Source organism: Paenibacillus sp. Negev47, from assembly GCF_058313655.1.
Genome location: NZ_CM177754.1, coordinates 1,851,589 through 1,872,520 on the forward strand (window position 1 = coordinate 1,851,589; position 20,932 = coordinate 1,872,520).

The 20,932-nt window shown below is 47.4% G+C and carries 20 protein-coding genes and 1 other annotated feature; of the genes, 19 read left to right on the forward strand and 1 reads right to left on the reverse strand.

Annotated elements, in window-relative coordinates:
* Positions 1–39: 39 nt before the first annotated feature.
* The 19 genes from spoVE to AC4G47_RS08580 all read left to right on the forward strand — a co-directional run bounded on the left by spoVE (position 40) and on the right by AC4G47_RS08580 (position 20,049).
* Positions 40–1,137, forward strand: a complete 1,098-nt coding sequence (gene spoVE, locus AC4G47_RS08490) for a stage V sporulation protein E (protein ID WP_458123427.1) — start codon at positions 40–42, stop codon at positions 1,135–1,137.
* A gap of 7 nt (positions 1,138–1,144) precedes the next feature.
* Entirely contained in the window at positions 1,145–2,254 is a 1,110-nt protein-coding gene (gene murG / locus AC4G47_RS08495; protein ID WP_145323174.1) for an undecaprenyldiphospho-muramoylpentapeptide beta-N-acetylglucosaminyltransferase, read from the forward strand.
* A gap of 149 nt (positions 2,255–2,403) precedes the next feature.
* Complete coding sequence (gene murB / locus AC4G47_RS08500) at positions 2,404–3,309, forward strand: UDP-N-acetylmuramate dehydrogenase (protein ID WP_491105711.1); 906 nt, start codon at positions 2,404–2,406, stop codon at positions 3,307–3,309.
* A 17-nt stretch (positions 3,310–3,326) separates the two neighbouring features.
* Positions 3,327–4,610 carry a UDP-N-acetylglucosamine 1-carboxyvinyltransferase gene (gene murA, locus AC4G47_RS08505; protein ID WP_145323170.1) on the forward strand — a complete coding sequence of 428 codons (1,284 nt, stop codon included), beginning with the start codon at positions 3,327–3,329 and terminating at the stop codon, positions 4,608–4,610.
* Positions 4,611–4,668: 58 nt separating this feature from the next.
* On the forward strand, positions 4,669–5,436 hold the full coding sequence (locus AC4G47_RS08510) for a cell division protein FtsQ/DivIB (RefSeq protein WP_491105712.1): 768 nt from the start codon (positions 4,669–4,671) through the stop codon (positions 5,434–5,436).
* 293 nt (positions 5,437–5,729) lie between these two features.
* Positions 5,730–7,010 carry a cell division protein FtsA gene (gene ftsA / locus AC4G47_RS08515; protein ID WP_491105713.1) on the forward strand — a complete coding sequence of 427 codons (1,281 nt, stop codon included), beginning with the start codon at positions 5,730–5,732 and terminating at the stop codon, positions 7,008–7,010.
* A gap of 150 nt (positions 7,011–7,160) precedes the next feature.
* Positions 7,161–8,276: a cell division protein FtsZ gene (gene ftsZ / locus AC4G47_RS08520; RefSeq protein ID WP_145323164.1), complete on the forward strand. Its 1,116-nt coding sequence runs from the start codon at positions 7,161–7,163 to the stop codon at positions 8,274–8,276.
* Between the two features lie 255 nt (positions 8,277–8,531).
* A complete protein-coding gene (gene spoIIGA, locus AC4G47_RS08525; protein WP_491106668.1) occupies positions 8,532–9,512 on the forward strand; it encodes a sigma-E processing peptidase SpoIIGA in 981 nt (326 codons plus the stop codon).
* 11 nt (positions 9,513–9,523) lie between these two features.
* The gene (gene sigE, locus AC4G47_RS08530) at positions 9,524–10,246 is read left to right on the forward strand and encodes an RNA polymerase sporulation sigma factor SigE (RefSeq protein WP_017687308.1); all 723 of its coding nucleotides are present in this window, start codon (positions 9,524–9,526) and stop codon (positions 10,244–10,246) included.
* Positions 10,247–10,357: 111 nt separating this feature from the next.
* On the forward strand, positions 10,358–11,140 hold the full coding sequence (gene sigG, locus AC4G47_RS08535; RefSeq protein ID WP_017687309.1) for an RNA polymerase sporulation sigma factor SigG: 783 nt from the start codon (positions 10,358–10,360) through the stop codon (positions 11,138–11,140).
* A gap of 173 nt (positions 11,141–11,313) precedes the next feature.
* Entirely contained in the window at positions 11,314–11,706 is a 393-nt protein-coding gene (locus tag AC4G47_RS08540) for a YlmC/YmxH family sporulation protein (protein ID WP_427463898.1), read from the forward strand.
* 51 nt (positions 11,707–11,757) lie between these two features.
* Entirely contained in the window at positions 11,758–12,657 is a 900-nt protein-coding gene (pgeF, locus tag AC4G47_RS08545) for a peptidoglycan editing factor PgeF (RefSeq protein ID WP_491105714.1), read from the forward strand.
* A 6-nt stretch (positions 12,658–12,663) separates the two neighbouring features.
* Positions 12,664–13,365: a YggS family pyridoxal phosphate-dependent enzyme gene (locus tag AC4G47_RS08550; protein WP_491105715.1), complete on the forward strand. Its 702-nt coding sequence runs from the start codon at positions 12,664–12,666 to the stop codon at positions 13,363–13,365.
* A complete protein-coding gene (locus AC4G47_RS08555) occupies positions 13,356–13,823 on the forward strand; it encodes a cell division protein SepF (protein WP_062835447.1) in 468 nt (155 codons plus the stop codon). Before AC4G47_RS08550 ends, AC4G47_RS08555 begins: the two co-directional genes overlap by 10 nt.
* 7 nt (positions 13,824–13,830) lie before the next feature.
* Positions 13,831–14,097 carry a YggT family protein gene (locus AC4G47_RS08560; protein ID WP_440131282.1) on the forward strand — a complete coding sequence of 89 codons (267 nt, stop codon included), beginning with the start codon at positions 13,831–13,833 and terminating at the stop codon, positions 14,095–14,097.
* Positions 14,098–14,117: 20 nt separating this feature from the next.
* Entirely contained in the window at positions 14,118–14,900 is a 783-nt protein-coding gene (locus tag AC4G47_RS08565) for a YlmH family RNA-binding protein (RefSeq protein WP_145323158.1), read from the forward strand.
* A gap of 238 nt (positions 14,901–15,138) precedes the next feature.
* The gene (locus AC4G47_RS08570) at positions 15,139–15,648 is read left to right on the forward strand and encodes a DivIVA domain-containing protein (protein ID WP_017687316.1); all 510 of its coding nucleotides are present in this window, start codon (positions 15,139–15,141) and stop codon (positions 15,646–15,648) included.
* 57 nt (positions 15,649–15,705) lie between these two features.
* Positions 15,706–15,998 (forward strand) — a binding site (T-box leader).
* Between the two features lie 427 nt (positions 15,999–16,425).
* Entirely contained in the window at positions 16,426–19,524 is a 3,099-nt protein-coding gene (gene ileS, locus AC4G47_RS08575; protein WP_491105716.1) for an isoleucine--tRNA ligase, read from the forward strand.
* 165 nt (positions 19,525–19,689) lie between these two features.
* On the forward strand, positions 19,690–20,049 hold the full coding sequence (locus AC4G47_RS08580) for a DUF5665 domain-containing protein (RefSeq protein ID WP_145323152.1): 360 nt from the start codon (positions 19,690–19,692) through the stop codon (positions 20,047–20,049).
* Between the two features lie 29 nt (positions 20,050–20,078).
* On the opposite strand, the gene AC4G47_RS08585 is transcribed toward AC4G47_RS08580, so the two are convergent.
* Positions 20,079–20,816 carry a TraR/DksA C4-type zinc finger protein gene (locus AC4G47_RS08585; RefSeq protein ID WP_491105717.1) on the reverse strand — a complete coding sequence of 246 codons (738 nt, stop codon included), beginning with the start codon at positions 20,814–20,816 and terminating at the stop codon, positions 20,079–20,081.
* Positions 20,817–20,932 lie beyond the last annotated feature (116 nt).

Below are 20,932 nucleotides of genomic sequence, written 5' to 3' on the forward strand. Positions count from 1 at the left end.
TGGAAAAGCCCCTACTTCCATGCAAGGGGTGGCCTCCTGATGAAACAGACGCGACCGGCACCAGATATTTGGTTGCTGATTTGTATTTTGGCATTGCTTGCCATCGGCATTATTATGGTATATAGTGCGGGCTCGGTGCTTGCCTTTCATGACTATGGCGATTCATTTTATTTTGTAAAAAGACAGGCTTTGTTTGCAGTGCTTGGGCTTGTGGCCATGTTCGTAACCGCTAATGTAGATTACCGGGTCTGGAGGAAGTATGCGAAGCCAATATTAATTGCCTGTTTTATTATGCTTATTGCGGTTCTAATTCCTGGAATCGGTGTAGTTCGTGGCGGCGCACGAAGTTGGCTGGGCATAGGTTCGTTCGGTATCCAGCCATCAGAATTCATGAAGCTGGGCATGATTCTGTTTCTCGCTCACTGGTTGAGCAAGGAACCTGGCAAAATCAAAACCTTCACAACGGGGCTAATGCCACCGCTTGGATTGATCGGGTTGGCTTTTGGTATTATTATGCTACAGCCTGATTTGGGGACAGGCACCGTGATGATGGGTGCATCCATGCTTATTATTTTCACAGCCGGAGCACGAATGAAGCATCTATGCTTGCTTGCTCTCGGTGGCGTAGCCGGGTTTGCAGCGTTAATCGCGGCAGCTCCCTATCGGTTGCAGCGTATCACAGCGTTTTTGGACCCTTGGTCTGATCCGCTGGGTGCCGGTTATCAGATTATTCAATCGTTATATGCGATTGGTCCGGGTGGACTTGCGGGACTTGGACTAGGAATGAGCCGACAGAAATACAGTTATGTACCCGAACCGCAGACGGACTTTATTTTTAGTATCTTGGCCGAAGAACTCGGCTTTATAGGTGGAATGATTGTCTTATTGTTGTTTCTGGTGCTCGTGTGGAGAGGAATGCGTGTAGCAATGACCGTCCCGGATGCCTTTGGCAGTCTGCTTGGTGTTGGTATTGTAGGAATGGTCGCCGTACAGGTCATCATTAACATTGGTGTTGTTATTGGAATGATGCCTGTGACGGGCATTACCTTACCTTTGATCAGCTACGGCGGATCATCATTAACCCTCATGCTCACAGCACTGGGCATTTTAGTGAACTTATCCCGTTATGCGAGGTGACTATGCGATGCGAGTCGTTCTTAGCGGCGGCGGTACGGGTGGACATATCTATCCGGCCGTTGCCATAGCAAGACAATGCGAGGCGGAGAACCCGGACTCGACATTTCTATATATTGGAGGAACCAGAGGGCTGGAAAGCAAACTGGTTCCCCAGGAAAATATTCCTTTTAAATCCATTGATATTACTGGTTTTCGGCGTAAATTGTCCATCGACAACCTGAAAACGGTCATGCGTTTCATTCAGGGTGTACGCAAATCTAAAAAAATGCTGAAGGAATTCAAACCGGATGTTGTGATTGGTACGGGTGGATATGTGTGCGGGCCTGTGGTGTATGCAGCAACAAAACTGGGGATTCCGAGTATAATTCATGAACAGAACGCTATTCCTGGTCTCACTAACAAATTTTTGATGCGTTATGTGGACACGGTTGCAGTTAGCTTTGAAGGTTCTGAAAAATCGTTTTCCGGTGCGAAAAAGGTGATCTACACCGGTAATCCACGAGCCACTACGGTAGCTCAGGCAAGCCGTGATCGTGGTTTTGCCACGCTAGGTGTACCGATGAACAGCCGTGTTGTTCTTGTGGTTGGTGGCAGTCGCGGAGCAAAAGCAATCAATCAGGCCATGGTGGACATGGCTCCAATGCTGGAACAACTGGATGATGTACATGTGGTTTACGTGACAGGGGATACCTATTTTGATGAAACGCGTGAAGCCATTCGTAGCTCACTCGGGACAATGCCAAACCATCTGCATGTTTTGCCTTATGTACATAACATGCCTGAGGTACTTGCCTGCACATCCTTGATTGTAAACCGCGCAGGGGCATCATTCCTTGCGGAGATTACATCACTGGGTATTCCTTCTATTCTGATTCCTTCACCCAACGTGACCAACAATCATCAGGAGGCCAATGCACGCACGCTTGAAGGTGGAGGCGCGTCACTCACGATGCTGGAGAAGGATCTTACAGGCAAAGTACTGTACGAAGCCATCGCAGGTATTATGAATGATGAATTGGGTCGCAAACGAATGGCTGAAGCCTCCCGTAAACTGGGGAAACCCGATGCAGCTGAAGTGCTTGTAAGTGAAATTCAACGTCTTGCTGCACGCCGGTGAAGTGCGTTTGTGGGCGATTGTCACACACATGACGGGACTGACATAAGATACCGTATAAATCGTGATCATCGTTCCATGGCGCCAGAACACGGTCTGTAGCAACAGAACATATCGTGTTCATCGGTTTTGAAGCAAAGGAGGAATCAAACATGCACCAGTGGATATCGCACCTATCCCAGATTAATGTTGGCAGAGTTCTTGAAAACGAATCGCTAGCCAAATACACCACATGGAAGATCGGCGGTCCTGCGGATGCACTGGTCATTCCGGAGAATAAAGAGCAGATGATGAATCTCGTTCAATGGCTTCACAAGGTTCAGATTCCGTGGATGCAACTGGGACGGGGTTCAAACATGCTGGTATCAGACAAAGGAATACGTGGTGTTGTAGTGAAACCAGGCGCAGGCTTTGATTATGCCGAATTTCACAAGGGCAGCGTAACCGCCGGCGCGGCGCATTCTTTTGTCAAACTCAGTGTGGTTGCTGCCAAAAAGGAATGGACTGGTCTGGAATTCGGCAGCGGTATCCCCGGCACTGTCGGTGGAGCCGTGTACATGAATGCAGGTGCCCATGGATCGGATGTGTCACGGATATTCAAATTCGCTGAGATTGTACTGGAGACAGGGGAATTGGTACGTTACAGCAAGGAGGACATGGATTTTGCCTACCGCCACTCTGTTCTGCATGACCGGAGAGGCATCGTGCTGGAAGCTACATTTGAACTTCAGCAGGGAGAGCGCAAAGTCATTTCGGAAGCCATGGCGGCTTACAAAGATCGCCGGCGCCGCACACAGCCACTACAGATGGCATGTGCAGGCAGTGTATTCCGTAATCCCCCGGGTGATCATGCAGCCCGCCTGATTGAAGCAGCAGGGCTGAAAGGATTGACTCAGGGAGGCGCACAGGTATCCTCCATGCATGCCAATTTCATTGTCAATACAGGCCAAGCAACAGCAGAGGACGTTATCACCCTAATGCAGCAAATTCAGAGCACTATATCATCTCAAAACGGTATTAACCTGGTACCGGAAGTCTTCGTAGTGGGTGAGCGGTAAACCCCGGAGGTGATACATTGGACAAATTGGTGATTGAAGGCGGGAAACCCCTCTCAGGATCCATACGCATCCATGGAGCAAAAAATGCCGCTTTACCGATTATGGCCGCAAGTTTGTTGGCAGATGGAGAAGTTACGCTGCATAACGTTCCACACTTGCTGGACATTGAAGTGATGCTGTATATCCTGGAACGGCTTGGATGCACGTGTCGGCATGAACAGGGAACAGTGACGATTAATACCTCGTCTATCCGGTCATATGATGTGCCAGAAGATCTAATGAAGCAGATGCGCTCTTCCATTTTTTTGATGGGACCATTGCTGGCTAAGTTTGGGCAAGTGTCGGTGTACCAGCCAGGGGGCTGTGCCATTGGAGAACGCAAAATTGATCTTCACCTCCGGGGCCTGGAAGCGCTCGGAGCTTTGATTGAAGAGCAGGACCAACAGATTATCTGTCATGGGAAGAATCTGGTGGGTACAGATATTCATTTGGATTTCCCGAGTGTGGGAGCGACCGAGAATATCATGATGGCAGCCGTTATGGCTAAAGGTACAACAACCATTTGCAACGCGGCAAGAGAACCTGAAATACAGGATCTGCAGCATTTCCTTAATGCTATGGGTGCAAGCATCATTGGTGCAGGAACGGATACGATCACGATTAATGGCGTTGAGAAACTGAAGCCTTGTTCGTATGAGATTATACCGGATCGAATCGTTGCTGGAACCGTGATGATTGCAGCCGCGGCAACGCGAGGCAATGTTACGCTTACACACTGCAATCCTGCTCATCTTACTTCACTTATACATGTGTTGAAGCGCACTGGTGTTCAAATCACAGTCTGCAATGATATAATGACGGTGAGCTGTATGAGCCGTCCCAAATCAGTGGACCGTATTGTGACTTCTCCGTACCCTTCGTTTCCGACAGATCTGCAATCGCAAATCATGGTGCTGCTCAGTCTGGCAGACGGATTCAGTGTGATGAAGGAAACGGTATTTGAGGGCCGGTTCAAACATGTGGATGAGCTGAATGTAATGGGGGCTGATATTTCAGTCGATCTGAACGCAGCATTTATCCGTGGTGTTCCCCGTCTCTACGGGGCTACAGTAGAAGCAACCGATCTTCGCGCAGGTGCAGCTCTCGTTATCGCAGGCCTGGCAGCTCAAGGCAAAACGGTTGTGGAGCAAGTGCATCATATTGACCGGGGGTACGACCAGATCGAGAAGTTGTTCCAGAGTCTTGGAGCATCGGTTGAGCGACAGTCGCCCGTTTCGAAACAGTTGGATTTTGCCAATTAACGTCCTTGGCGTCCCCTTCTTGAAGGGAGGGGACCTGAGGCTTTGTGGAGCGCTACTTATGCCTAAAAGTCAAATTCCGGTTTTGAAGAAGAACCGGCCAAAAGGAAACACAAGCCGCAAAATTGTAATTATTCTGTTATTACTTTTTATTGTATTGCTCGCTGTATTATTCTTTCGTTCTTCCATGAGTCGGATTTCAGCAATTGAAATTACGGGTAATGTATACACAGCGACTCCAGAACTGCTGGAGAAAAGTGGTCTGAGAGAAGGCGATCAATTTTTTGGGACAACTACTGCCGAGGTTATTGAGCGTCTTAAGACAATCAAGGCGATTTCGACCGTTACCGTGGACAAGCAATTTCCGGGCATCATTCATATTAAAGTTCAGGAATATGCCACGGTGGCGTACGAACTTGATACGGATGGTACGCTAAAAGCGATACTGGCTAGTGGGACAAGCTTGACGGTCCCGGCAACGATCGGTGTTGCGGTAGAGAAGCCGATATTGACCCAATGGAAAGCTAATGATCCGCTCAAAGCCAAACTGAGTGAGACGCTGGCTAAAATTCCGAATGAATTGACGACGGATATTTCGGAGATTATCCCGAATCCTACGCCTTCATTTCCGGACCAGATCCGGATGTATACCAAATCACAGTTTGAAGTGATTACAACCGTCTCTCTTTTATCCGATAAAGTGGAGTATCTGAATCAGGTGATCGAGACCGAACGGCCTGGAAAAATTACCATGCTTGAGGCAGATACCTATGTACCTTTCATCCCGGATGACCCGGAAGATGATGCTGAACTGGGAGCAACCCCCTGATCTTTGCCATCATGAGGCCGAATTGATTATGAAAGCCTAGGCAGGTCGGGGTTTGGCCCCGTCAAAGCAATGAAACTTGTTCTTTCTGAGATGAAGAAAAAATGATACACTTGAACTTATGGCACATGAGTTGCCTCCTTCTTTTTTCTTCAATGTTTTATGTCTCGCAACCAGATTTTGACACCTAAAAACATTGTAGAAAAAAGAGGGAAAGCCTGAAGTGTGTTGAATATGTTTTAAGAGTGTTTAAACCCGAACGTAATTTACTATTGGAGTCAGGAGGTGCCACAGACTTGAGCAACAATGACATCATTGTTAGTTTGGACATCGGTACATCCAAAATTCGCGCTATTATTGGTGAAATGAATAATGGAACCTTTAATATTATAGGAGTTGGATCTGCCGACTCGGAAGGAATTCGCAAAGGTGTAATCGTAGATATCGATCAGACGGTGCAGTCGATCCGCAACGCAGTGGATCATGCAGAACGTATGGTAGGTATTCAAATATCCGAAGTGTATGTTGGAATCTCGGGAAATCATATCGGACTGATGAGCAGTCACGGCGTCGTGGCTGTGTCTAACGAGGATCGTGAAATCGGAGAAGAAGACATGGAGCGGGTGTTGAAAGCAGCCGAAGTGATTGCAGTTCCGCCGGAACGGGAAATTATTGATGTTGTCGCCAAGCAATATGTTGTAGATGGCTTGGAGGGCATACAGGACCCCCGTGGTATGATTGGTGTTCGTCTGGAAGTTGAAGCGACAATCATTACGGGTGCAAAAACCGCGATACATAATCTTTTGCGCTGCGTGGAAAAAGCGGGTCTGAAAGTAAGCGATCTGGTACTCATGTCGCTTGGAGCGGGTCAACTGGCTTTGTCCAAAGATGAAAAAACGATGGGTTCAGTACTTGTGGATATTGGAGCAGGTGCAACAACCATCGCCATTTTTGAAGAAGACAGTCTTGTCGCAACATCAACGTTGCCTATTGGCGGGGAATTTGTAACGAATGATATCGCCTATGGCTTACGCACGTTAACGGATCAGGCGGAGAAGGTGAAACTGAAGTATGGTTGTGCCTGGTTGGATGATGCTGCTGCGGATGTGATGTTCAAGGTAACCCGAATCGGCAGTAATGTAGACAAGGAATTCTCACAGGAGGATCTGGCGGCTATTATTGAACCTAGGGTTCAGGAAATATTCCAGATGATATCTCAAGAAGTGAAGCGCCTTGGTTACAACGAGCTTCCTGGAGGTTATATACTAACGGGAGGTACGGTCTCTATGCCGGGGGTTCTGCAGGTCGCTCAGCATGAGCTTGCTGCTTCGGTACGAGTTGCAGTTCCGGATTATATTGGTGTGCGTGACCCTGGTTATACAAGTGGAGTCGGCATATTGCACAGTGTAATTCGCAGTTTGCGTATTCGTCCCTCGATCAACAACGGCAGTGGAAATAACAATAATAATAACAACAAGAAACCGACCAACCGTCCGAAGCCGAATGCGGCACAGGAATCGGAGCAAAAACCTGGTCTGTTCGAACGGCTGAAGAATATGTTCAGTGAATTTATATAACAGGTTGGATCCATTTCATACATTCTTGAAGCCGTCTGAATGCGCTGGTACTAAAATAAACGCTTTCGTTCGTCGATATATGAAATTGATTCGGTTCAAATCAAAAATTGGACGGGCCATCCATGCACATTGAGGGGGAGATGGAATAATATGTTGGAATTTGATTTCGAGATGGAGAGCTTGGCTCAAATTAAAGTCATCGGTGTAGGCGGCGGCGGAAGCAATGCAGTCAACCGTATGATTGAAAATGGTGTACAAGGTGTTGAATTTATTACGGTAAATACGGATGCGCAGGCGTTACACCTGGCGAAATCCGAGCATAAATTGCAAATCGGTGATAAATTGACTCGTGGTCTTGGCGCTGGCGCCAACCCGGATGTAGGTAAAAAAGCAGCGGAAGAGTCCCGCGATCTGATCATGAACACGTTGAAAGGTGCAGACATGGTATTTGTTACAGCCGGTATGGGTGGTGGTACAGGTACAGGTGCGGCTCCGGTTATTGCCGAAATCGCTAAAGAGTGTGGTGCACTTACAGTTGGTGTCGTAACTCGTCCATTTACATTCGAAGGACGCAAGCGTTCCAGCCATGCAGAGCAAGGTATTGAAGCCCTCAAGGAAAAAGTCGACACACTGATCGTGATTCCTAATGATCGTTTGCTCGAAATCGTAGACAAAAAGACACCTATGCTTGAAGCATTCCGTCAAGCGGATAATGTACTTCGTCAAGCAGTACAAGGTATCTCTGATTTGATCGCAGTACCGGGTCTAATCAACCTCGACTTTGCAGACGTAAAAACAATCATGACCGAGCGAGGTTCAGCGCTGATGGGTATTGGTGAAGCAACTGGTGAGAACCGTGCAGCTGAAGCAGCTCGTAAAGCCATCATGAGTCCTTTGCTGGAAACTTCAATTGAAGGTGCGCGTGGTGTCATTATGAACATTACGGGTGGCATGAACCTGTCTCTCTATGAAGTTAATGAAGCTGCAGAGATTGTTACTTCTGCTTCTGATCCGGAAGTGAATATGATCTTTGGTGCCATCATTGATGAAGATCTCAAAGAAGAGATTAAGGTTACGGTTATCGCAACAGGTTTTGAAGACAAACCTGCTTCACCACCACCAGGACGTAAACCAGCTCCAGCAACAACGGAGACAACGGATACGCGTTCGCCGAACCTGCGTCCGTTTGGAAATCAGCCGAGCAATGATCAGCTGGATATTCCGACATTTTTACGCAATCGTTCACGCAATAATAACAACGATTAATACTCATTTCGATTTATCGAAAACCCGGTGCTCCTGATGGAGTTAACCGGGTTTTTTTATGTTCTTTAGATATCTTAGCATATAGCAATGAACAAATTCTGAACATCAGGTCTGCGCAATTCCGACAAAAAAAGTTGGAAACACACCCCCATGATTAGACAGACTTTGAACAGGGGGCTCCGTATACTTGTGAATATGCTCATGAATATCGGAATATCACTATTTCGATATGTTGGTTGCAGGTAGGTGAAGAGTTTGGTTGTTTATGTGGATCTTATTTTTTTGACAAACCTGTGTATTGACGGTGCTCTCATCGGACTGACCGCCTGGATGCGCAAAACGAAGCTGGTCTGGTGGAGATGGTTGCTATCAGCCATTGTGGGCGCATTATACGTAGTCATGATGTTTGTGCCGGAGTTTGATTTTATGTTCACCTTTTTGATCAAGTTTGGATTCTCTCTGGTTATGCTCAGTATCGCTTTTGGTTTTAAGGGTCTGCAGGCTTTTGCGAGAACGCTCGGTACCTTTTATGTCATTAATTTTGTCGCTGCCGGAGGTATTCTGGGTGTGCATTACATGCTTCAGAGCTCCGGAGAGCTGTTTAACGGCATTTGGTTTACGGCTTCAGGTGGAATGTCATTTGATCTGAAGATTGCCTTCTGGTTCACGTTTATTGTATTTTTTGCTGTCCTGTTTTTATTCAAAGCTGTGCAGAGCTCAAAACGGAAAACGGATCGCATGACGACCTATTTGGGTAAAGTCGAGGTCTGCATCGATGAGGTAGTGATTTCTTGTACAGGCCTTCTGGATACGGGCAATCAGCTCACTGATCCCTTAACACGTATGCCGGTCATGGTGATGGAGATTTCGTTATGGCAAGACATGTTACCTGCTTCATGGAAGGGCAGGCTCAAGGACGAGGCGCCGGACAACCTTATTATGGAGCTTGATCAAGAGAGTTTTCAGTGGCAGGATCGACTGCGGCTTGTGCCCTATCGGGGCATTAACAAAGGGACTGCGTTTATGCTGGCGATGAAGCCGGACCGGGTGAAGGTAACGATGGAGGAAACATGCTATGAGACGACAAGGGTATTAATTGGGCTGGATGGAGGTGTTTTGTCGTCGGATGGCAAATACCAGGCCGTGATTCATCCTGAACTTGTGCAAGACGCTGCTTCTGCGCAGTCTACGGCTCTCTCTGCGGGAGCAACAGAAAAGCCGCTGAATGTGGTATAGGAGGAACGTACATGCTTGTGAAATGGAAACTGGTGGCGCAGCTGCAATATTATCGTCTGTTATTTTTGTTGGGACTCAAAAGTGAAGAGATTTATTATATTGGGGGAAGTGAGGCACTTCCGCCGCCATTGACACGGGAAGAAGAAGAATTTTTGCTGCAGAAATTATCATCCGGAGACTCGGCTATTCGCGCGATGCTGATTGAGCGTAACCTTCGTCTGGTTGTATACATCGCACGTAAATTCGAGAATACAGGTATCAATATTGAGGATCTGGTTTCCATTGGAGCCATCGGATTGATTAAGGCAGTCAATACATTCGACCCGGAAAAGAAAATCAAACTGGCAACATATGCTTCACGTTGTATCGAAAATGAAATTTTGATGTATCTGCGACGCAATAGCAAGATCCGAACTGAAGTTTCTTTTGATGAACCGCTCAACATTGATTGGGATGGAAATGAACTATTATTATCCGATGTACTGGGTACAGAAAACGATACAATCTATCGGAATATTGAAGAGCAGGTAGACCGCAAACTGTTGCATAAGGCACTGGAAAAATTAACGGAGCGCGAGCGAATGATTATGGAGCTTCGTTTTGGCTTGACGGATGGGGAAGAAAAGACCCAAAAAGATGTAGCGGATCTACTTGGAATCTCCCAATCCTACATCTCTCGTCTCGAAAAAAGAATCATTAAAAGACTCCGCAAGGAGTTCAATAAAATGGTCTGAAATACATCGTTGATCAGAATGGGTATTACTGGCAAGGGTGCCAAGTACGAATAAAAAAGCCTGCCCCGGAGATAATGTACATTAATGTTTCTCCTTGGGAGGTAAATCACGATGACCCGAAACAAAGTCGAGATTTGTGGCGTGGACACCGCAAAATTGCCTGTCCTCACCAACACTGAAATGCGGGAATTGTTTCATTCCCTTCAGCAACACCATGATCGCTCAGCAAGAGAGAAATTAGTGAATGGCAACCTGCGTTTGGTACTTAGTGTCATTCAGCGTTTTAACAATCGGGGGGAGTTTGTCGATGATCTGTTCCAGGTTGGTTGCATCGGCCTGATGAAAGCCATTGATAATTTTGATTTATCCCAGAATGTCAAATTTTCAACCTACGCGGTGCCGATGATTATCGGTGAAATCCGTCGATACCTGCGTGATAATAACCCGATTCGGGTATCTCGCTCCTTGAGGGACATTGCTTACAAAGCACTTCAGGTCCGTGACAGCCTGACGAATAAAAATTCCCGGGAACCGACGATATTCGAAATTGCGGAAGTACTGAATGTGCCGAAGGAAGATGTTGTTTTTGCATTGGACGCCATTCAGGACCCGGTTTCGCTCTTCGAACCGATCTATCATGATGGAGGAGATCCGATCTACGTCATGGATCAGATCAGTGATGACAGAAATAAAGATGTGTCATGGATCGAGGAAATTGCGCTCCGCGAAGCGATGCATCGCCTTGGTCAGCGAGAAAAAATGATTCTGTCGATGCGGTTTTTCGAAGGGAAAACCCAGATGGAAGTGGCTGATGAAATTGGCATTTCTCAGGCTCAGGTCTCACGTCTGGAAAAGTCAGCAATACAGCAGATGCAAAAGCATGTAAAGTCGTAATACGAAGCAAGGACAGGAGGACGATCAATCGGGGGAGTGTATACCGTTGATCGTCTTTTTCTTTTGGCGGTTTCCACATTCAATGAAAAACAGGACATTTTTCGCCCCTGAAACATATATTGTATAGAAGGGTAAGGAACGGACAGAAGAGGAATAACAGGGGGCGGAAATGAATGAAAGTGAATACAAGCGAAGTAGCGGCAAGAGGCATGAAAATCTCGGACTTTCAGACAAAGGATGTCATTAACATTACAGATGGCAAACGTCTGGGGCAGATCAGTGACTTGGAGCTGGATCTGAAGCAGGGACGAATTGAAGCGATTGTAGTGCCAGGGTATAGTCGCTTTATGGGGCTCTTTGGAGGGGGCATGGATCTTGTGATTCCCTGGAGAAATATTGTGAAGATTGGTTCAGATGTGATTCTGGTGAAGATGGATGAGGTTAAGGAAAACACGTATGACGAGCGTGATCGGGAAGCGCGTCTGTATGATGAACAGCAGCATAACCGCACAGAACGTGTGGAACGCATTGAACGATCGGAACGTAATCAGCGTCGAACGATATAAATGAGACAGAATGTGGCTCATTTGGTACACTGGAAGTGGTGAGGTGAGAGAATGGAACCATTTGTATTGAATAAGGAATTACTTGAACGGACAGTGAACCCAAATTCAGATTTCGGTTCTGACCCGTTATTATTATATGTTGCGCCTTGGAGAGATCAGTTTGAAAAGTTAACGGTCGGGTTTACGACAAGACATGGTGGTGTCGGAAATGTTCCTTATGCTACCCTCAATTGTGCTTATCATGTGGGGGATAATCCTGAAGCTGTACTTAACAACCGCAGGCTCGTAACCGAGAAGCTTGGCTTTGCAGCGGAAGCCTGGACCTGTGGAGAGCAGGTGCACGGCAAACATGTAGCTGTAGTTAAAGCTGAAGATCGGAGCAGGGGATTACTTGATCGTCAGTCTGCGTTACAGGATACAGATGGATTGGTCACGAATGTGCCAGGCGTGCTACTGACTTCTTTTTATGCTGACTGTGTTCCGCTTTATTTCTATGACCCGGTTCAGCAGGCGGTAGGTCTTGCTCATGCCGGCTGGAAAGGTACAGTCGCGGGTATCGCTGTATCCATGGTGGAGACGATGGAACGGGAGTATGGAAGCCGCAGACAGGATATTCGGGCTGTCATCGGTCCGTCCATTGGGGATTGCTGTTATGAAGTGGATGAGGCGGTCATGCAGCATGTACGGGTTTGGTTTGAGGATTCACCGGTTAATGATAAATACGAGGATTCTGCTTCTAAACAAGCATATCGACCCGTGAATAACGGTAAAACGATGTTAAACTTGAAAGAATGTAATCGACACATTATGATGAAAGCAGGAATAATGCCGGATCATATCGAATGTACAACATGGTGTACAAGTTGTCATCCCGAACTATTTTTCTCCTATCGGAAGGAAAATGGTGTTACAGGGCGGATGGCGAGCTGGATTGGGCTGGAAGAGAGGTGACCCTCTGTGTCATTGGAGGAGCGTATACAACAGGTAAACCAGAAGATCGAGGATGCATGTCGGCGCAGTAACCGTCAACGTGATGATGTGAATGTGATTGCGGTCACGAAGTACGTCTCACTTGAAACAACGGGATCGGTGCTGGATCATGGTCTTGAGCATATTGGAGAAAATCGGTGGCAGGATGCACAGGCCAAAAGGGAAGCTTTTGGTCAGCAGGGGACTTGGCACTTTATCGGCCATTTGCAGACGAACAAGGTGAAAGACGTGATTGGCAAGTTTCGTTACATACATTCACTGGATCGTTTGTCATTGGCGAAGGAGTTGGATAAGAAAGCAGCTTCACTTGGCATCCAAGTGGAAACGTTTTTGCAGGTGAATATTTCGGGTGAAGAGAGCAAGTATGGCTTACAGCCAGAACAGGCAAGTTCATTTTTGCGTGATATTCGTTCGTTCAACAATCTCAAGGTTGTCGGCCTGATGACCATGGCACCTCATGAGGAAAATCCGGAACTGACGCGTCCCGTATTTCGTGGATTACGTGAGCTGAGAGATCAATTGAATGGACAAGCCCTCACAGCAGAGCCATTGACCGAGCTGTCGATGGGGATGTCCAATGATTTTGAAGTGGCCATTGAAGAAGGGGCAACCTGGGTACGGCTAGGATCGATTCTTGTAGGAAAAGAGGAGGGTTCACGATGGGCGTAATGAATAAATTTATGAATTTCCTCGGACTTCAGGAAGAGGAAGAGATTGTGGAACGTGAACGGATGGCTGCACAGGAGGAAAATGAACCTGAACAGCAGGAAGCTGAAACCTCCAGTCTCGATAAACGTAGAAACCAAAGGGGGAATAATGTGGTGAGCATTCATTCCCAGAAAAATGTTAAAGTTGTCCTGTATGAACCTCGTTCTTATGACGAGGCTCAGGAAATTGCCGACCATCTGCGTTCGCATCGTACCGTTGTGGTGAACTTGCAACGTATTCGCCAGGACCAAGCGCTGCGCGTTATTGATTTTTTGAGTGGCACGGTATATGCATTGGGTGGCGGTATTTCCAAAATCGGCGGAAACATTTTTCTCTGTACGCCAGATACGGTTGAAATTCAGGGCTCAATTACGGAAATACTGGCTGACAGCGAGCAAGATTATAACAGAATGAGGTGAGCCACTTTTGTATCAGATTGAAAGCGTGTTGTACACGTTATACCAGATTTACTTTTACATGGTCATTGTCTACATATTGATGTCTTGGCTTCCCAATGCGCGGGAAAGCTTCATCGGTGAATGGTTGGGCAAATTAGTAGAGCCATATCTAAGACCTTTCCGTCGATTTATACCACCTTTGTTCGGTGTGCTGGATATTTCCCCGATTGTGGCGTTAATCGTTCTCCAACTCGCGCTTAACGGGTTGATCTCCATTCTCCGATACTTTATATAATGTTGGGTAGGGTGACATAGATGAGCGGTGAAATTTACGAACATTTTAGCCATGATGAGCGGGATTTCGTAGATAAAGCTTCGGACTGGGTTGAGCGGGCAGGCAAGTATCATGACATGAAGCTAACTGACTTTCTTGACCCAAGACAGGTTTTTATTTTACAAACTCTTGCCAATCGTCGCAATGACGTTCAGATTCGTCTGGATGGTGGTTACGAGGCTGCTGAGCGCAAGCGTGCGCTGGTAGCACCGGATTACATGTATCTGGATGATGAGGATATGGGGATGCAGGTGCTCAGTATCACGTCTGATGATCAGAAAATCTCGGAGCTGGAGCATGGGGACTATATGGGTTCCCTGCTCGGGCTTGGGATGAAACGTGGAAAGATCGGAGATATCCAAGTGCTGGAGGACGGTTGCCATACAGTGGTGGCGGCGGAAACCGGCGCTTTTTTATCGCTTCAACTGAATCAGGTGCATCGGTTACATGTGTTCACAGAGTTACTTCCGTTGGATCAGATGCGATGGTCAGAGAACAAACTGGAGACGATGGATATTACGGTCGCTTCTCTTCGTTTGGATGGAATCTGTGCAGATGTGTATCGGCTTAGTCGTAGTAAGGTGCTGGTGCCAATCAAAGCCGGTCGCTGTCGTGTGAACTGGAAGGTTGAGGAAGACCCCTCCAAATCGTTAAAAGCAGGAGATGTCGTATCCATTCAGGGATTTGGCCGATTCAAGGTTATTGAACAGGACGGGATGACAAAAAAAGGACGCTGTCGAGTGAAAATCGGCAAATTTGCCTGAGACTGTTGCAGGAAAATTGGCTTTCTTGTCGAAATGTTTAACGTAAAGGTGTAAAAAATACGCGGTGTTTCCGATATACATTAAGTCAAAGGTTTAAATGAACGTCTGAGGATGCAATTCGGATCCTGCATTCCGTATAAGTTGATGAGTTAGGCATCAACGATACGGCCCCTTGGGTGGAACCCATATGCTGCAACCTTCTCTGAACGGGAAGGAACTTTTACAGGAGGTGGACAGCATGCCATTAACGCCGCTGGACATACACAACAAGGAATTTTCCCGACGTTTGCGCGGGTATGACGAGGATGAAGTCAATGAATTCCTGGATCAAGTCATCAAAGATTACGAAGGCGTCATTCGCGAGAACAAAGAGCTGAGCAATCAGTTGCTGTCCGTTCAGGAGAAACTGGATCATTTTTCCACGATTGAAGAAACGCTCAGCAAAACGATCATCATTGCGCAGGAAGCTGCTGATGATGTGAAGGGGAATGCCAAGAAAGAAGCGCAGTTGATCGTGAAGGAAGCAGAGAAAAATGCAGACCGGATCGTGAACGAATCACTGGGTAAATCGCGTAAAATTGCTTTGGAAGTGGAAGAACTGAAAAAGCAGGCATCGATTTACCGTGCACGTTTCCGCACGCTTGTTGAAGCGCAGCTTGAACTGTTGACTCAGGATGGTTGGGAAGTGCTGGAGAGCCGGGAGCAGGAAGTGCGTGACCGTGAGCGGGAGATGAAAGAAATTTATTAGTCTGTCGCCTGGTTGACTTTTGTCTGCAAAGAGGCTATAACTATATTCATAATGAATAGTGATTCCATGACGGGTTCAGTACGTTATGATCTCATCCCTCAGAGAGTTGGTGGTTGGTGCAAACCAATGGATGAGTTATAGCCGAATATCTCCCCGGAGAAGTGACGCTGAAGCGGTGTACTTGAGTGCCGTGTGTAAGCCGAACCGTAAGCCGTACGTTATAACGGCACCCTGCGGTAGTATAGCGGGGCATAAGCGCTGTTGATGACAGAGCATACCCAGGCTTGCTTGGATGTGGTTTGTGATGAACAGAATTAGGGTGGTAACGCGAGTAAAGTCTCGTCCCTTTCCAGGGATGGGGCTTTTTTTGTGTCCAAAAAAGGGCGAACGCCCATGAGGCCCGAAGGGACCTCAAGGAGAGAGCCACCCGCCGGGGGAGCGAAGCACCCGGCAATCGGGTTTCGCCAAGGCGAACGCCCATGAGGCCCGAAGGGACCTCAAGGAGAGAGCCGCCCGCCGTGGGAGCGAAGCGCCCGGCAACACCGGCCTCGCAGTAAGGCCATGCGGCGTTCCCGGAGGGAACAGCCGCAGAATGGCCGCCACCACGCACATAAACCCTCGCCCATAAGCGCCACCGTTCCCCAAACGACAACCTATCCCGGGTGTCCAGAGGGCGGAGCGCCTATGGGGTCCCCCTTGGCAAGGGGGATTTAGGGGGATTGAAACGCTTTTTGTGGACGGTCCACAATCTAACTAAAGAAAGGGAAGTTGATCATCATGCAACGAGTTGACGTCAAAGAGAAGGCACGTGCCAGAGAATTACGCGTGTTAGATAAATGGAAAACGGAAAATACATTCAAAAGATCCATCGAAAACCGGGAGGGTAAGCCAAACTTCGTATTTTATGAAGGGCCGCCTACAGCGAACGGCAAACCGCATATCGGTCACGTACTGGGACGCGTAATCAAGGATTTCGTGGGACGGTATAACACGATGAAGGGTTACCGCGTCGTTCGTAAAGCGGGCTGGGATACACATGGTCTGCCTGTAGAACTGGGTGTACAGAAGAAGCTCGGCATCTCTCACAAGTGGGAAATCGAAGATTACGGCGTGGAGAAATTCATTAACGAATGTAAAGCGAGCGTATTTGAATACGAGCAACAATGGCGTGATCTGACAGAAGGTATTGGTTATTGGACGGATATGGATAACCCGTATATCACCCTGGATAACAACTACATCGAGAGTGTATGGAACATCCTGGCGACGATCCACGAGAAAGGGCTGCTGTATCGTGGTCACCGTGTGAGCCCGTATTGTCCATCTTGTCAGACGACACTGAGTTCCCATGAAGTTGCACAAGGGTACAAAGACGTCAAAGACTTGAGCGCTACAGCCAAATTCAAGCTGAATGACAGTGGAGAATTCGTACTCGCCTGGACGACGACGCCTTGGACACTCCCTTCACACGTAGCACTTGCCGTGAATCCGGATATGGACTACTCCCGTGTTCGCCAAGAGGATGAAGTGTACATCATGGCTACCAATCTGGTTGAGAAAGTGATGAAAGATACCAAAGGTGAGTATGAAATCATTGGTGCACTGAAAGGTGCCGATCTGGTTGGCAAAACGTATGATCCTCCGTTCAACTACGTACAGGCTGAGAAAGCCAACATCATTCTGGGCGCAGGTTTTGTAACGGATGCAAGTGGTACGGGTATCGTACACATGGCTCCTGCCCATGGTGAAGATGACTATCGAGTGTGCCGTGAGAATGGCATCAGTTTCGTCAACATGGTGGACCTGGAAGGCAAATTTGTCGCTGAGGTTACTGACTTTGCCGGACGTTTCGTGAAGGATTGTGATATTGATATCGTGAGATATCTGTCCGAGAAGGGACGTTTGTTCAGCAAAGAAAAATATGAGCACAGCTATCCATTCTGCTGGCGTTGTGATACACCGCTTCTGTACTATGCGATGGACAGCTGGTTTATCCAAACGACAGCCATCAAGGACCAACTGATTGCCAACAACAGTGAAGTGGACTGGTACCCGGGTCATGTTCGTGAAGGTCGTTTCGGGAAGTTTCTTGAAGATCTGGTGGATTGGAACATCAGCCGTGACCGTTATTGGGGAACACCGCTGAACATCTGGGTGTGTGAAGAGACTGGCGAACAATTTGCTCCACACAGCATTGCTGAATTGCGTGCTCGTGCGGTAGGCGATGTGCCTGAGAATCTTGAATTGCATAAACCATATGTGGATGACGTTAAAGTCATGAGCTCTTGTGGCAAATATGAAATGAAACGTACGCCGGAAGTGATCGATGTCTGGTTCGACAGCGGATCTATGCCGTTTGCTCAGCAGCACTATCCATTTGAAAATAAAGAAGTGTTCGAACAGCAGTATCCTGCTGATATGATCTGTGAAGGAATTGACCAGACACGCGGCTGGTTCTACAGCTTGCTGGCAGTTTCTACCCTTTTGACAGGCAAAGCGCCGTACAAAGCGGTTATGGCTACAGGTCACGTCCTCGACGAGAATGGACAGAAGATGTCCAAATCCAAAGGTAACGTCATCGATCCTTGGGAAGTGATTGAAGAATATGGTACAGATGCATTCCGCTGGGCTTTGTTATCTGACAGTGCACCGTGGAACAGCAAACGTTTCTCCAAAGGCATCGTAGGCGAAGCGAAATCCAAAATGGTGGATACACTGGTCAACACCCATGCATTCCTGACGCTTTACGCGACCATTGATGGATTTGATCCACAGGCGCATCCGTTCCAACTGTCCGCTCACAAGCTGGATCGCTGGATTCTGTCGAGACTGAACAGCCTGATCCTGGTTGTAGAAAAAGCGCTGTTGGTTAACGACTATCTGAACTCTTCCAAAGCGATTGAAGCGTTTGTTGATGAGTTGAGTAATTGGTATATCCGTCGTTCCCGTGATCGGTTCTGGGGAAGTGGCCTGACAGAGGATAAATTGGACGCTTACCGTACATTGACTGAGGTACTGGTGACTACAGCGAAGTTGGTTGCTCCGTTCACGCCGATGCTGGCAGAAGACATCTATCTGAACCTTGCAACAGGTGAGAGTGTGCACATGGAAGACTATCCAGTAGCCAATGAAGCGCTGATTGATTCAGGATTGGAACAGGATATGGAGACGGCCCGCCGTGTGGTTGAACTTGCCCGTAACGTTCGTAACGAAACAGGTATCAAGACACGTCAGCCGCTGTCCGAATTGATTGTTTCCCTGGATAAAGGCTTTGATTTGGCAAGTTATGAAGAGATCATCAAGGAAGAGATCAATGTGAAAGGAATCCGTACGGAGCATAATGATGCGGAATTCGTTGACTTTACATTGAAGCTGAACCTGAAGGTCGCAGGTAAAAAATACGGAAAAAACGTAGGTTTCCTGCAAAACTTCTTCAAGGGAATGTCTGCAGATGAAACACGTAAAGTGGTTTCGGAAGGTGTGCTGAACATCGTTTCTCCAGAAGGTGAAGAGCTGCAAGTGACGAACGAAGAATTGTTGGTCGATAAACAGGCCAAATCAGGCTTTGCCTCAGCATCTGGTTACGGTCTGACGGTTGCGCTCAATACCGAAATCACGACAGCATTGGAACAAGAAGGTTGGGTCCGTGAAGTGGTTCGTGCCGTGCAAGATACCCGGAAACGACTGGATCTGCCGATTGAGAAAAGAGTACGTTTGACGCTGGATGTGGATGCAGCGCTTCAAGAAGCTATTCAGGCGTTTGATGATGTGTTGCGCGAAAATGTACTCGTGACAGAAGTGACATTTGGCACGAACGAGGCCATGGAACGTGTTGAAGCCGGAGGCAAATCGATCGGTATTTACATCGAGGTGTAATTCGGAGTATCTTCCATCCAACGAGGACAGCATATAGAGTATGGACCAACGAGCCGCAGAGGCAGGGAACATTTTCCCTGTATCTGGGCTCGTTTGGTTTTTGGGCAAAAAGGAAATGATTCTATTGTACAGTCAATCTATATTGATCAAAGGAACGGAGCAAACATGAGCGAACATGATGACAAGCAATCTGCATCCATTTCACAATCGACATCAGATGATCTGACTTCACATGACAAAATTGAAGAGTTACATACCTTGACTAACCGCCTGGCTAATGAACTGGAGCGTTCCCGAATTGCGCAATACACGGAATTGTTAAACAGACCCTGGAAGCTGATTGGACTGAACTTGTTGTCTGGAGCCGCACGAGGTGTGGGGATCGCAATTGGGTTCACTTTTTTCGCAGCAACGATCATTTATGTTTTACAGCTGCTTGGGGCGCTCAATCTTCCTATTGTTGGGGATTACATCGCTGATATTGTGCGCATTGTCCAGCGTCAGCTTGATATGAACACCTACTAAGTCATGTAGGGATTGATATTAAGGTGCAATTAATACATGTCATCCGTGTCCGTGTCCGGTTCTAACAGACCATCGCCTTCACCATTCTCCAGGTACTGGCGATATTGCCGGTTGCGCACAATGGATACGTCATGACCGTAGATATCTGTTGCAACAAAGCTTTCGTACGCTTCAACGCAGCCTTCCACTTCATCTGTTGCTTCAATGGCCATAACATCATAGCTGTCAATATCTCGTCCTTCAGCCATGGCTGGTGAATTCGATGTGCCCCAGCTCTCAACGATCTGCCAGGCATCCTCGCCATCGAAGCCATTTTGGTCATCACGTTCGTCCAGACTTGTTCGACCAAATGCCGGGGCGAGGAATTCTTCCTCTACAGGGCGGTTTACGGAGACAACCGTTTCCGGTTGATGTTTTTTGCAATATTTGGTGTAGGGCACAGCCTCCATACGTTCATATGGAATGGGTTGCTGGCATACCGCGCACGTACCATAATGCCCTTCTTCGATGGAGTGCAGTGCCGAGTCGATACGCTCCAATTGGAACTCATCGTGTTCCAGCAGGGAAATATCTTTCTCGCGTTCATAGACCTCCGTAGCTATATCACCAGGATGGTTATCAATCGGTGATAGTTCACCTGTCTGTAGTTTGAGGGAGTCTCCGAGGCCATAATGTTCGTTTTCCGACAGTCTATGTTCAATGTCGCGCTTATCAGTCATCAATTGGGAACGTAAAGATTGTAGCTGTTTGGCAGTAAAATGTGACATGGTTTTCCCCTTTCTATTCCGTGTGGAATCCGGATTTTGTCTCTATTGTAGGATGTACCATTAAGGACAGGATTACAGAAGGGAAATGTTATCGTTTTTGCCAAGAGCGTGGCAAC

Bases quoted from the DNA above. Each gene is read 5' to 3' on its own strand.
- spoVE (WP_458123427.1), top strand. From the start codon at position 40: ATGAAACAGACGCGACCGGCACCAGATATTTGGTTGCTGATTTGTATT.
- murG (WP_145323174.1), top strand. From the start codon at position 1,145: ATGCGAGTCGTTCTTAGCGGCGGCGGTACGGGTGGACATATCTATCCG.
- murB (WP_491105711.1), top strand. From the start codon at position 2,404: ATGCACCAGTGGATATCGCACCTATCCCAGATTAATGTTGGCAGAGTT.
- AC4G47_RS08510 (WP_491105712.1), top strand. From the start codon at position 4,669: ATGCCTAAAAGTCAAATTCCGGTTTTGAAGAAGAACCGGCCAAAAGGA.
- ftsZ (WP_145323164.1), top strand. From the start codon at position 7,161: ATGTTGGAATTTGATTTCGAGATGGAGAGCTTGGCTCAAATTAAAGTC.
- sigE (WP_017687308.1), top strand. From the start codon at position 9,524: ATGCTTGTGAAATGGAAACTGGTGGCGCAGCTGCAATATTATCGTCTG.
- sigG (WP_017687309.1), top strand. From the start codon at position 10,358: ATGACCCGAAACAAAGTCGAGATTTGTGGCGTGGACACCGCAAAATTG.
- AC4G47_RS08540 (WP_427463898.1), top strand. From the start codon at position 11,314: ATGAAAGTGAATACAAGCGAAGTAGCGGCAAGAGGCATGAAAATCTCG.
- pgeF (WP_491105714.1), top strand. From the start codon at position 11,758: ATGGAACCATTTGTATTGAATAAGGAATTACTTGAACGGACAGTGAAC.
- AC4G47_RS08555 (WP_062835447.1), top strand. From the start codon at position 13,356: ATGGGCGTAATGAATAAATTTATGAATTTCCTCGGACTTCAGGAAGAG.
- AC4G47_RS08565 (WP_145323158.1), top strand. From the start codon at position 14,118: ATGAGCGGTGAAATTTACGAACATTTTAGCCATGATGAGCGGGATTTC.
- AC4G47_RS08570 (WP_017687316.1), top strand. From the start codon at position 15,139: ATGCCATTAACGCCGCTGGACATACACAACAAGGAATTTTCCCGACGT.
- ileS (WP_491105716.1), top strand. From the start codon at position 16,426: ATGCAACGAGTTGACGTCAAAGAGAAGGCACGTGCCAGAGAATTACGC.
- AC4G47_RS08580 (WP_145323152.1), top strand. From the start codon at position 19,690: ATGAGCGAACATGATGACAAGCAATCTGCATCCATTTCACAATCGACA.
- AC4G47_RS08585 (WP_491105717.1), bottom strand. From the start codon at position 20,816: ATGTCACATTTTACTGCCAAACAGCTACAATCTTTACGTTCCCAATTG.